This window comes from Kocuria atrinae, from assembly GCF_039531425.1.
GTDB lineage: Bacteria > Actinomycetota > Actinomycetes > Actinomycetales > Micrococcaceae > Kocuria > Kocuria atrinae.
Window position 1 is genome coordinate 1 of the sequence record NZ_BAAAQA010000017.1, and the last position, 12,726, is coordinate 12,726.

A 12,726-nucleotide genomic window follows, 5' to 3' on the forward strand; every position below is an offset into this window, starting at 1 on the left:
CGTGCATCCATGAAAACTCCCCGGAAGAAGGAACTGATTTCTCAGTCCAACTTCCGGGGAGCAGTTCATTTCGAACGACCGGGGATTCGTCATGGGTGGGGACATGCGCGTGCTAGTGACCCGTAATCGTCCGGTGTTCACGGGACAACTCGATGTAATGTTCGGCATTCTGCCGCACACCGGCCCGCTCATCCTCCGTGAGCTCGCGACGAACTTTGCCGGGCACACCGGCGACCAGCGAGCCGGGAGGAACCTGTGTGCCTTCCAGCACCACGGCCCCTGCAGCGATCAAACTCCCGGTGCCAATCACGGCGCCATTGAGAACCGTGGCGTTCATGCCCACGAGAACTTCGTCCTCGAGTGTGCAACCGTGCACGACCGCACCGTGGCCCACACTCACGCGTTCACCAATGGTGCAAGGGTGGCCCGGATCGGAATGAACGGACACGTTGTCCTGAAGGTTCGAATCCGCTCCGAGGCGCAAGGGAGACCTGTCGCCTCTCACAACGGCTCCGTAGAAGACTCCTGCCCCGGAGCCGATCTCCACGTCACCGATCAGGGTGGCATTGGGCGCGACAAATGCCGTATCCGCAACCTTCGGTTCGTGATTGCCGTAGGGGAGGGAAAGGTGTTGCGCCGCGCCGGCGGATTTACTGTGTGTCATGAAGCACAGCTTAGCCACCGGTGCTACAACTCAGCGGTCCTCGCTACCGTCGGACACCGACTGCCGACGGAGCCGAGCCAGTGCCTTCTCGGGCCGGCGCGAGGCGCGGTGACGCAGAGACACGGAGATCTTCTGACCGCCCTTGAGCACGTACTCGGCGCCATTGACGTGGATGGTCACCGGGCCGGCCTTCGACGAGGTGCCTTCCAATTCCAGGATGTCCTGGTCGATGGAAACCTCGATGACCTGTCCGCGGTACAACACCGTGAAATCCACGGCCTGCAGCTCACGCGGCAGGGTGGGGCGGAACTCCAGCCAGTCACCGCGCACGCGCAGCCCGGCATACGCGCGGGTAATCACGTCTACCGAGCCGGCCATCGCACCCAGGTGGATACCCTCGCCGGTGGTGCCGCCCTGAGTGTCGTCCAGATCCACCATGAGGGCGTCCTGGAAAGAACCCCAGGAGCGGTCAGGATCCAGCCACGCCAGAACCGCCGCGTTGACCACGCGGGACAGTGAGGATCCGTTGGAGGATCGTGCGATGTAGTGATCCACGGTGCGCTGCACGGTGTCGTGGTCGATGCTGTACCCCATCCGCTCGAGTTCTTCGATCAGGCCCTCGGGGCCCAGCAGATAGACCAACATGATGGTGTCAGCTTGCTTCGTCAGCTTGTAGTTGTTGGTCAGGTCGCCTTCGTTCTCCAACAGCAGGTCCAGGCGGCCGATGTTGTGGTACTTGGCGCGGTAGAAGTCCCAGTCCAACTCGGCGAGTTGGTCGTAACCCTCGAACTGAGAGATGGTGCCGTCCGAGTTGAACGGTACGTACATGTTCTTGGCCATGTTCAGCCAGGTCTGAACCTCCTGGCTGGAGATCTCGAAACGGGTTTCGAGCTCCTCGCGCTGGTGCTCGACCATGTCGTTGAAGATGTGCGACGAGTGGCGGAACAACCACGACGCCAGAATATTGGTGTACGCGTTGTCCTTGAGTCCGCCACCGTGCTGGCCCGCGGGGCCATCGTGGTACTCGTCCGGACCCATGACACCGGCAATGTGATACTTGCCGTCGTGGGAGTCGTACTCGGCCAGGGAGGCGAATAGGCGCGTGATTCCGACGATCAGTTCGGAACCGTGGCCGGAGAGCCAGTCGATGTCCCCGGTCGATTCGTAGTACACCCAGGCGTTGTACGCGATGGCCAGGCCCACATGGAACTGGCGCCAGGAGTTGTCGGGCAACCAGCGGCGTGAGTGGTGGTTGTACAGCTCCGGAGGGGTTTCTTCGCTTCCGTCGGAGCCGGACTGCCACGGGAACGCAGTGCCGTACAGGCCGAATTCCTGGGCGCGGTGACGGGCCATGGGGAGTCGCCGCCACCGATAGGACAGCAACGAGCGGGTCACGTGCGGGTGGCGCATGTTGACCACGGGCAGGATGAACAGCTCGTCCCAGAAGATGTGGCCGCGGTAGCCCTCGCCGTGCAGGCCGCGAGCGGGCACACCAGCATCGCGCAGCGACAGGTGAGGGGCCAGCGTTTGGGCGGTGTGGAACAAATGGGTGCGCATGGCCAACTGGGTACTGCGCGATTCGGCAGAGTCCTCGGCGGCGTCGAGGGTGACCTCATAGCGATCCCACAACCGGGCCCATTCGATCTCGTGCGAGGTCAGCAACTTGCGCACGCCGAACGGGGTACGATCCAACTCGGCCAGGGCGCCTTCGCGCGGTGAGCTGATGGCGGCGTCGCGACTGGTGACCACGGCGGTGGTGCTGTCGATGACGACCGGCTGGTCGGATGAGACATGGATCAGGTGGCGTCGGAACTCGATACCACCGGGGCGCACCTCACGGCGTTCGTTGCTGGGCACTTCGCTTTCCACACGGGTGCGCTGGGCCATGGCGATTTCGATTTTCGACTGTGAGGTCCGCACCAGGGACAGCAGCGTCTCGTGCTCGTCCGGCAACGTGGTGGACTCCAGCAGCATCAGGTGGTGAGAGTTGAGTTCCTTGTACTCTGCCACTCCGCTGTTGGTCACGGTGGGATCGATACCGGTGCGCACGTGTAACCGCCCCGAGAAATTCCGGGGAGTCAATGTGGTTTCCTGGGCGCCGAGGTGACGGTGTCGCAGGGACACGAGGCGACGTTGCACCACGTCCAAGCTGCGGATCGTACCGTCCGCAGTGGGTTCGGGGTCGCTGAGAGTCAGGGTGCGGGTCAGTAGGCCGCGGCGCAGATCCAGGGACACGTGCTCCTTGGACGGCTGAAGACCACCCTCGGACCACCACTCACCTTCCGCGAATCGCAGGTCGAGGTGGAGCCAGTTGGGGGTGTTGACCATGGACTCGTGCTCGGCGTCGCGTCCGTTGATGTTGCTCTGCACGCGATTGAATACACCCGCCAGATACGTACCGGGGTAGTGCACGTCATTGGCCGGGAACTCGCTGGCCGCGCCGCGCACGCCCATGTAGCCATTGGCCAGGGTCAACAGGGACTCACGGCGCGGTTCGTTCGCCGGGTCGAAGCCCTCGAAGGCAAGGGTCCAGGGGTCATCACGCAGGGCGCCGAGGTCCAGCTCTCCCACGTCATTGAGCACGACGTGCGCCCCCGCGCGGTACAGCCGATCACGGGCGCTGTCTCGGTTGATGCCCACCACCAGGCCGAACCCCCCGGCCACACCGGCCTGCACACCGGCCACGGCGTCCTCTACGACCACCGAATTCTCCACGGGAACGTTGAGCAGACGCGCGCATTCCAGGAAGGTGTCCGGAGCGGGTTTGCCGGGCAGATTCTGTTGGGCGGCCATGTTGCCGTCCACAATCTCGTCGAAGATGTCGGACAAGCCGGCGGCAGCCAGCACCACACCGCTGTTGCGGCTGGCAGTGACGAGACCCACGGGGACGCCGGCGGTCCGGAGACGCTTGATGAGGTCCACGGTGCGGGGGAACACCCGTACTCCGTGTTCCTTCAGTTCCGCGTGGAAGAAGCCGTCCTTGGTGGCCGACTGGCCCTGAACGGTCCAGTCGCCGGCCTTAGGGTCCGCATCGTTGCGGGCCTCGGGCAGCATGGCACCGCGGGCCGCGAGCAAGGCGCGGACGCCGTCCTCGCGGCGTCGTCCGTCAACGTAGGTGCGGTACTCGCCCAAGGGATCAAAAGGGGAGCGGTCGATCTCTCCGCCCGGCTCGGCGGGTTCGAGGCGTTCATCGACCAGAATGGCGTCGAAAAGCTGCTGCCATGCGCGCGCGTGCACGCTCGCGGTGTCCGTGACCACGCCGTCCATGTCGAAGATGACGGCTGAGTAGCGGGTCCGCAGCACATCCACCGGGGCCGAAGGAGCGTGGTCCTCCGTAATCCGGGGCGTGGAAGCGGTGAACGGGGCGGTGGGCAGAACGTTCACAGCGCAGTATCTCCTTGGGCGAATCGGGGCCGATCCGCAGTGGTGAATCGGGGGTCAGGAACATGTTAAAAAAACACTCGTTACGGTGAAATAGAAAGTAGCCCGCAAACAGTGTGTTCCTCACGACGTTGTGCGAGGCAACCTCAAAAGTGTACGGGCATCCAGCCTCACGTACCAGTGGGTACGGGGTGGTTTCCTACACAGTTGTGCACTGGAATCAATGCGAAGAGCACCAGGGCTATGCTGGACGAGACCCCCTCCCGCACCAATAGAAGGTGGAGCATGACGGAATCTTTGGGACAGTCAGTCACCAATCAGCCACTGTCCGAGGTGGACCCGGATGTATCACGGGCCATTGACCAAGAACTGGGGCGTCAGCGCTCCACACTGGAAATGATCGCGTCCGAGAACTTCGCGCCGCGCGCGGTGCTCGAGGCCCAGGGCTCCGTGCTCACGAACAAGTATGCAGAGGGTTACCCGGGACGCCGCTATTACGGCGGGTGCGAGTACGTGGACGTCGTGGAGAACCTGGCTCGTGATCGTGCGACCGCGTTGTTCGGTGCCGAGCACGCCAACGTTCAGCCCCACTCCGGCGCCCAGGCCAACACCGCCGTGATGGCCGCGCTCATGCAGCCCGGTGACACGCTGATGGGCCTGTCCCTGGCCCACGGCGGTCACCTGACCCACGGTATGAAGATCAACGTGTCCGGCAAGCTCTACAACATTGCCGCGTACGAGGTGGACCCGGACACCTACCGCATCGACATGGACAAGGTGCGCGAGACCGCTCTGCAGGCCCGCCCCAAGGTGATCGTGGCCGGTTGGTCCGCGTACTCGCGTCAGCTGGACTTCGAGGCGTTCCGTTCCATCGCGGACGAAGTGGACGCCAAGCTGTGGGTCGACATGGCCCACTTCGCAGGTTTGGTTGCCGCCGGCCTGCACCCCAACCCGGTGCCCCACGCGCACGTGACAACGTCCACCGTGCACAAGACGCTCGCGGGCCCGCGTTCCGGCGTGATTCTCTCCACCGAGGAATTCAAGAAGAAGATCGATTCCGCAGTGTTCCCGGGTCAGCAGGGCGGCCCGCTCATGCACGCGATCGCGGGCAAGGCCGTGGCCTTCAAGATCGCCGCGACCGAGGACTTCGCCGAGCGTCAGCGCCGCACGATTGAGGGCGCTCAAATCCTGGCTGAGCGCTTGAACGCCGGAGACGTTGCAGAGCACGGTGTGTCCGTGTTGACCGGTGGCACGGACGTGCACCTGGTGATCGTGGACCTGCGCAACTCCGAGCTGGACGGCAAGCAGGCCGAGGATCTGCTGCACCAGGCCGGCATCACCGTGAACCGCAACGCGGTTCCGTGGGATCCCCGCCCGCCGATGACCACGTCCGGTCTGCGCATCGGTACCCCCGCCCTGGCCACCCGCGGTTTCGGTGCCAAGGAATTCGAAGAGGTGGCGGACATCATTGCTGCTGCACTCAAGCCCGGTGCTGACGTTGACGCCCTGCGCAAACGCGTGGACTCCCTGACCGAGCAGTTCCCGTTGTACCCCGGCCTTGAGGAATGGTGAGGATGACCGCTCAGATTCTGGACGGCAAGGCCACCGCGGCCGCCATCAAGTCCGAACTCGCCGAACGAGTGAAGGTGCTGACCGAGAAGGGCCGCGTCCCGGGGTTGGCCACCGTGCTGGTCGGTGACGACCCCGCCTCGCACTCGTACGTGGCCGGTAAGCACCGCGACTGCGAGCAAGTGGGAATTTCCTCCATCCGTAAGGAACTGCCCGCGGACGTTTCGCAGGCCGACCTGGAAAAGGCCATCGACGAGCTGAACGAGGATCCGGCCTGCACCGGTTATATCGTGCAGCTGCCGCTTCCCGACCAGATCGACACGAACGCGATTCTGGAACGGATCGATCCGGCCAAGGACGCGGACGGGCTGCACCCCACCAACCTGGGGCGCCTGGTGCTCAACGTCAGTGAGCCCATGACCTCGCCGCTTCCGTGCACTCCCGCCGGGATCATCGAGTTGTTGGATCGTCACGGCGTGAAGCTCCAGGGCAAGCATGTTCTGGTGGTAGGTCGCGGTGTCACCGTGGGCCGCCCCATCGGGCTGCTCCTGACCCGCCGCGAAATCAACGCAACCGTCACGCTGGCCCACACGGGCACGCAGAATCTGGACGAGCTGCTCGCCCAGGCGGATGTCGTGGTGGCGGCGGCCGGCCGACCGCACATGATCAAGGCCGACCAGATCAAGGACGGCGCCGTGCTCCTGGACGTGGGCGTCTCACGGATCGAAGATCCCGAGACGGGCAAGAAAAAGCTCACGGGTGACATCGAGCCCGCCGCGTCGGAGAAGGCCTCGTGGCTTTCACCGAACCCCGGTGGGGTGGGCCCCATGACTCGTGCCATGTTGCTGGTCAACGTGGTCGAGTCCTGCGAACGTGCCGAGGGCATCCTCAAGTAGCAGGGGACCTCCTCGCGTAACGATCCCGGACCACGCGAAACGCCGACGCCGCGCCGCCCACTGGGCAGCGCGGCGTCGGCGTTTGGTGACGCACCCTATTCTGCGGGTATCTGCTGCAACGGACCGGTGGTGGGGCCAGGTGGTTTGGGGCGCCTGTGGTCGAGCAGAGCGATCACGAATGCGATCACCAGGACGGCCACGATGGTGAGAACGCTCATGGTGAAGGCCGTGTCCCAGTCGGAACGCGCCAGCACCCCGAAAGCGACGGCCGTGATCACTGCCGTACCGACCGCTGTGCCTACCCGCTGTCCTGTCTGCATCACACCACCGGCCGCACCCGCGAACTTGAGGGGAACTTCCGAGAAGCTCAGGGTCTGGTTGGGAGGCATCACTGAACCCTGTCCCACGCCCACCAACAGTAGCGTGAGGTAGAGCCACGAGATGTTCCAGTCGAAGTGCACCACGCCGTACACCACACCGATGGTTGTCAGCAGCCCCGTCATGGCGCACGCGATACCGGCCAGGATGACGAGGCGGCCGAAGCGCAGCACCCCGCGCCCCGCCAGCGGCGCCACCACTGCGGACATGAGGGCTGCCGGGAGGCTCAACATGCCGGCTTCCAGCGCGGTGCGGCCCAGCCCCTGCTGCACGTACATGGCCAGTACGACCCACACGCTGGTCATGCCCAGGAAGTACACGGTGATCATGGCGGAGCCGTAACTGAAGCTCGCAATCCGGAACAGGTCCAGGTCCACCATGGGTTCGTTGCCGCGGGCCTTGTACCGAGCCTCCCACCTGGTCCATACGAACAGCAGCAGCGCGCCCAGCAGCAGGGACAGCCACACGAGGGGTCCCAGCCGGGATTCCACGAACGGGAACAACAGGGCCAGGATTCCCAGCCCGAACAAGATGACTCCCACGGGGTCCATGTCCACCCGACCGGGTTTTCGCTTCTGCCTCGGTAGCCACAGGGCGGCCAACAGCAGAGCTACCGCGGCCGTGGGCACGTTGATGAGGAATGTGGCGCGCCAACCGGGGCCATATCCGAGGGCGCCGATCAGGAACCCACCGAACGCGGGACCGATGGCCACGGCAACACCAACCACCGCACCGAGCATTCCGAAGGCCTTGGCGCGGGCCGGTCCGTGGAAATACTGCTGGATCATGCCCACGCTCTGCGGATTGATCAGACCGGAACCGAGCCCTTGAGCCACGCGCCCGATGTTCAACACCGTGGTGTTGGGAGCCAGCCCGCACACGAGCGACGCCACCGCGAATAAAATGATGCCGGCCATGAACAGTTTGCGGCGGCCGAAGATGTCCCCGGCCCGCCCGCTGGCTACCAGCAGTACACCGAAGGCCAGCGCGAAACCGGTGAGCACCCACTGCAACGCGGAGGAACTTGCGTGCAGGTCGGCCTGGATCGCGGGTAGGGCCACGTTCACGATGGACACACTGACCAGCGCCATGAACAAGGGAACCAGAAGGACCCACAGGATCTTGCTGCGCTCGCGCGGGGTCAGTGGCTCGGGTGCTGAAATGGGGCTGCTCACTCGATCCTTGATACCCCATTACCGTCTCGGAAACTACGGGCCGCGCCAAAGGGTGAGACCGGCCCGTGTGGCCGGGCGTCCGATTCGTGCGCCGGGGTGGACTTTGAGACAATGGTGCCCATGCAGCAGATTGGATCATCTCAAGCTCAGTTCACGGTCGATCCGCAGAGCGCCAAGCGCACTCGCGGAGCTCTCTGGGGCACGATCATCGGGCTTGCGGTTCTCGTGATCATTTTTGCCGTGGCACTGCTGCAGGCGGCGAACACCAACTCCGTGCTCGGCTGGATCCTGGCCGGTATTGCCCTGGGCTGGCTCATGCTGGCGGTGTGGGCGCTCTCCATGGTTCGCAAGGCCGCCCGCTACGGTCGTGACCAGGTAAAGCAGGCCCAGGAGCGATTCGACTCGCAGCACGGTCGCGCACCGGTGGCCGGTGGAGACGCAGGATCCGGTCAGTCACTGCGCGATCAGAAGTTGGCCCACGGTATGCAGGTCATTCTGGTGCAGTCCAAGGTGGTCAAGGAACAACTGGCCGAAACCGATCCGGATGCGGAGACCGTACGCCGTGCTTTGGAAACCATTGACATGACCGCGGCCAACGGGCTCAACAGCCTCAAGGAGTCATCCAAGCCGGTCGACGGTACCGTGGTCGACTGAAACACCCATTTACTTTTCCCGGCGAGATGTCTCTCGACGATTCCCTGCACAGTGAGGTACTGATCTTTCATGGCTGATTCCGCGTCCACGGTCCGCATTGCCACTGTCAACGTCAACGGCATTCGCGCCGCCTACCGGCGCGGGATGGCCGACTGGCTTCAGGACCGCAACGTGGATCTCCTGTGCCTCCAGGAGGTTCGAGCTCCGGACAAGATCACCCGCGAGCTGCTCGACGAGGACGTCTGGCACATCCACCACGCAGAGGCCGCGGCCAAGGGGCGCGCCGGTGTTGCGATCGCTACCCGCCGCGACGCCTTCGACGGCTCACTGCTGCCTGTGGCAACTCGCGGTGGGATCGGGGACGAGTACTTCGCGGATTCCGGCCGCTGGGTCGAGAACGACCTCACCCTGCCCAACGGCGAAACCCTCACATTGATCTCCGCATACGTGCACTCCGGTGAGGTGGACACCCCGCGCCAGGTCGACAAGTACAAGTTCCTGGACCTCATGATCGAGCGTCTGCCCGCGCTCGCCGAGCACAGCGATCACGCGTTGATCGTGGGTGACCTGAACGTGGGCCACACTGAGCTGGACATCAAGAACTGGAAGGGCAACGTCAAGAACGCTGGCTTCCTGCCCGAGGAGCGCGCCTACTTCGACCGCTTCTTCGGGGACCTGGGCTACGTGGACGTGGCCCGTTCCCTGGCCGGCGAAGTGCCCGGCCCCTACACGTGGTGGTCCTACCGCGGCAAGGCCTTCGACACCGACGCCGGCTGGCGCATCGATTACCACATGGCCACCCCGGCGCTCGCGTCCCGGGCCCAGTCGGCCACGGTGGATCGCGCCGCCAGCTACGACACGCGGTTCTCGGACCACGCACCGCTCGTGGTCGATTACAGCTTCGACTGATTCAGTATTTTTCCGGCGACGACGCCGCTCGGTGACCTTGGCCGCATAGCCGGCCGAGCGGCGTCGCCCCCGGTGACCCACAATGATTCGCACTAGGTGAAAGAAGCAACACTCGTGAACGAGCAGACCACCCCCATAACGACCAAGCCCCGCGTGGTGTCCGGCGTGCAGCCCTCGGCGGACTCCCTGCACCTGGGGAACTACGTGGGGGCGTTGCGCAACTGGGTGTCCATGCAGGACGACAACGACTGTGTGTTCTTCGTGGCGGATCTGCACTCGATCACCGCGGGGCAGAACCCGGCCACGATGGCCGAGCGAACTCGTGTGACCGCCGCGCAGTACATTGCAGCCGGCATCGATCCGGAACGCTCCACGCTGCTCATCCAGTCACAGGTGCCCGAGCACACTCAGCTCTCGTGGGTGCTCAACTGCATCACCGGCTACGGCGAGGCCGCCCGCATGACCCAGTTCAAGGACAAATCCTTGAAGCAGGGCGCGGACAATACCACCGTGGGGCTGTTCACCTACCCCGTGCTGATGGCCGCGGACATCCTGATCTACCAGGCCAACCAGGTTCCGGTGGGGGAGGACCAGCGTCAACACCTGGAGCTCACACGGAACTTGGCCCAGCGCTTCAACGCGCGTTTCGGGGAGACCTTTGTGGTGCCCGACGCCAAGATCTTGACCAACTCGGCCAAGGTCTACGATCTGCAGAACCCCACCGCCAAGATGTCCAAGTCCGCGGCATCCGAGAACGGTCTGGTTCGTCTGCTGGATCCGGCCAAGAAGAACGCAAAGAAGATCAAGTCCGCCGTGACCGACGACGGCAACGTGATCCGCTTTGATCGCGAGGCGCAGCCGGGTATTGCGAACCTGCTGACCATTTACTCCTCGCTCACCGGTGATCCGATCGAGTCGATCGTGGAGCAGTACGAGGGCAAGATGTACGGCCATCTGAAGGTCGGACTCGCGGAGGTCGTCACCGAGACTCTGGACCCGATCCAGCAGCGCGCCCAGCAGCTGCTGGACGACCCGGCCGAGCTGGACCGGCTCCTGGCCCGGGGCGCGGAGAAGGCCCGTGAGATGACCTCGGAAACCATCAAGGCGGTCTACGACCGCATGGGCTTCCTGCCGGGTGTGTGATCCCGTGGTGGCTTCGACTAGGCTGAATCTCGCGTGAGGCGAGGAGGCCCAGTGAAGAACCAACACAGTTCACCCACGGTCAAACCGGGGCAGGTTTACACGGGTGTGGTCATTGAGTTGCCCGAGCCCATGGGCAAGGAACTGCAGGACTGGAGAGCCTCCTTCGGTGACCCAGTGGCCGGTAGCGTTCCCGCGCACATCACGCTCATGATTGCTCCCCGGGAAGACCGGTGGGAAGAGCTGGTCGATCACGTGCGCTCCGTGGTCAGCGGGTGGCAGCCCTTCCACGTGGAAATCAACGGAACCGGCACCTTCCGGCCCGTCACGCCGGTGGTGTTCCTGCGTATCGACAAGGGGTACGACGACTGCGTGGCCCTGCACAACCGCCTCAACGACGCGGACATGGTCTCCGCCTCACCCTTCGAGTTCCACCCCCACGTGACGCTGGCTCATGCGGTTCCGGACGAGTTCCTGGACCGCGCCGAGCAGACCTTACGCACCTATCGGGCCTCCTTCCTGGTGGATCACATCGACCTGTACGAGGGCGACGAGAACGGCCAGTGGCACGTGCGCGAACGCATTGCGTTTGCCGGCGATGGCCGCGCCTGAGAATGCTCCGCCACCGGTGGTCCCCCCGATCACCGACCGGCGGGGGCTCACCGCGGAACACCGGAGACTCGCTCGGGTACGGCGGCAACTTGCCGACGAGGGGGCGCCGTTAGGCAAACGATTGGGTGCGCTGTTGGGATGGGGCTTCGCCCGACTCATGTCGCTGTTTCCCGCGCGCATCATCACGCACTACATGTTCCACGGCGGCCCGCTCATGGCGGCCGGGCTGGCTTACCAGCTGCTCTTTGCGTCCACCGCGTTGTTGGTCATCGGGTTTTCATTGCTCGGCGTGTTCCTGGGTCGGGACTCCGCACTGCAACAATCACTCGTGGAGAGCATCGGGCAGTCCATACCCGGTCTGCTGGACGTGGGTGACGGTCAGGGAGGAGTGGTCCCCCTGAGCCTGCTGCAGAACACTGCACCGTTCACCGTGGCCTCCGGGATTGCAGCGGGCGTGTTGGTGTTCACCGCATGGCGCTGGATCGCGGGAATCCGACTGGCCACCCGTCGGATGTTCGAGCTGCCACCGGCTCCCGGTATGCCCATAGCAGCGGTGCCGCGTGATCTGGCATGGCTCGCGGTCATTGGTGTTCTGTTGCTGTCCTCCGCGGCCATCAGTGTGTTCGCTTCCGGTGCCGTGGAATCCGTGACGCGCTGGTTGGAAAGTACAGGCTGGATCGAACCGCAAGCCTGGCTGGACAGCGGGCTCAATGTCCTACTGGCCATTGCCTTGGGGTTCCTGGTTGACTTGCTCATGAGCTTCACGCTGGTCCGGGGGGTTGCCCAGCTCAAGCTGCACCGTAAAGCCCTGGTGGTCACGGTGCTGGTCGGAGCAATCGGTTCCCAGCTGTTGCGCTTTGCCGGCGGCGAGATCATTGCGCGCACCACCAACAACCCCTATCTCTTCTCCTTCGCAGTCCTGGTCGGTGTGCTGCTGTGGTTCAACCTGTACGGCCAGATCCTGCTCCTCGCGGCGGCTGCGGGTGCCGTGGTACAGGCCGACATCCGCGGCGCGCGAGCACAGCCCGAACGGGAGGCACGCGCAGTGACCGTCGTGGCGGCGTCGTCCCTGCCGACCGCCTCGCGTCGGCTGGAGCCGTACGGTGCTTCGGAACCTACAGAGGACGCTGCTGAGAGCCTCGCGGGGCGCGAGGGCAGCAGCGCGTTCCGCTCGAATTCGTAGGTATTCCCCACCCGAATGCTCCGGTCTCGGGCGCTCCGTCGTCCCGGCGCGCGTTTACCGCAGAAGCCGAACCCGTTCGGTGTAGCGCATTGGAACTGTGACCTGGCCCGGGGGAGAAGGGCACGATTGGACCCAGGGATAGTGCACAGAGCAAAGTGGCCCGGA

Annotated in this window: 10 protein-coding genes; 7 read left to right on the forward strand and 3 right to left on the reverse strand. The window is 64.3% G+C overall.

Annotation, left to right across the window (positions count from 1 at the left end; all coding sequences use genetic code 11):
- Positions 1–112: 112 nt before the first annotated feature.
- Both ABD283_RS08735 and ABD283_RS08740 read right to left on the reverse strand, forming a co-directional pair.
- The gene (locus ABD283_RS08735) at positions 113–664 is read right to left on the reverse strand and encodes a gamma carbonic anhydrase family protein (RefSeq protein ID WP_344224602.1); all 552 of its coding nucleotides are present in this window, start codon (positions 662–664) and stop codon (positions 113–115) included.
- A gap of 30 nt (positions 665–694) precedes the next feature.
- Complete coding sequence (locus tag ABD283_RS08740) at positions 695–4,048, reverse strand: beta-phosphoglucomutase family hydrolase (protein ID WP_344224603.1); 3,354 nt, start codon at positions 4,046–4,048, stop codon at positions 695–697.
- Positions 4,049–4,330: 282 nt separating this feature from the next.
- Between ABD283_RS08740 and glyA the strand changes: the two genes are divergently transcribed.
- Together glyA and ABD283_RS08750 are read left to right on the forward strand one after the other, a co-directional pair.
- The gene (glyA, locus tag ABD283_RS08745) at positions 4,331–5,617 is read left to right on the forward strand and encodes a serine hydroxymethyltransferase (protein WP_344224604.1); all 1,287 of its coding nucleotides are present in this window, start codon (positions 4,331–4,333) and stop codon (positions 5,615–5,617) included.
- A 2-nt stretch (positions 5,618–5,619) separates the two neighbouring features.
- A complete protein-coding gene (locus ABD283_RS08750; RefSeq protein WP_344224605.1) occupies positions 5,620–6,510 on the forward strand; it encodes a bifunctional methylenetetrahydrofolate dehydrogenase/methenyltetrahydrofolate cyclohydrolase in 891 nt (296 codons plus the stop codon).
- Positions 6,511–6,605: 95 nt separating this feature from the next.
- On the opposite strand, the gene ABD283_RS08755 is transcribed toward ABD283_RS08750, so the two are convergent.
- Positions 6,606–8,063 (reverse strand): MFS transporter, encoded by a 1,458-nt coding sequence (locus ABD283_RS08755; RefSeq protein WP_344224606.1) that lies wholly within the window; start codon positions 8,061–8,063, stop codon positions 6,606–6,608.
- Positions 8,064–8,183: 120 nt separating this feature from the next.
- Between ABD283_RS08755 and ABD283_RS08760 the strand changes: the two genes are divergently transcribed.
- The 5 genes from ABD283_RS08760 (at position 8,184) to ABD283_RS08780 (ending at position 12,561) form a co-directional block, all read left to right on the forward strand.
- The gene (locus ABD283_RS08760) at positions 8,184–8,717 is read left to right on the forward strand and encodes a hypothetical protein (RefSeq protein WP_223286005.1); all 534 of its coding nucleotides are present in this window, start codon (positions 8,184–8,186) and stop codon (positions 8,715–8,717) included.
- A 69-nt stretch (positions 8,718–8,786) separates the two neighbouring features.
- Positions 8,787–9,626 (forward strand): exodeoxyribonuclease III, encoded by an 840-nt coding sequence (locus ABD283_RS08765; protein ID WP_344224608.1) that lies wholly within the window; start codon positions 8,787–8,789, stop codon positions 9,624–9,626.
- Between the two features lie 114 nt (positions 9,627–9,740).
- Positions 9,741–10,769, forward strand: coding sequence for a tryptophan--tRNA ligase (trpS, locus tag ABD283_RS08770; RefSeq protein ID WP_344224609.1), 1,029 nt, complete (start codon positions 9,741–9,743; stop codon positions 10,767–10,769).
- A 51-nt stretch (positions 10,770–10,820) separates the two neighbouring features.
- Positions 10,821–11,378: a 2'-5' RNA ligase family protein gene (locus ABD283_RS08775; protein WP_344224610.1), complete on the forward strand. Its 558-nt coding sequence runs from the start codon at positions 10,821–10,823 to the stop codon at positions 11,376–11,378.
- Between the two features lie 16 nt (positions 11,379–11,394).
- On the forward strand, positions 11,395–12,561 hold the full coding sequence (locus ABD283_RS08780) for a YihY/virulence factor BrkB family protein (protein ID WP_344224611.1): 1,167 nt from the start codon (positions 11,395–11,397) through the stop codon (positions 12,559–12,561).
- Positions 12,562–12,726 lie beyond the last annotated feature (165 nt).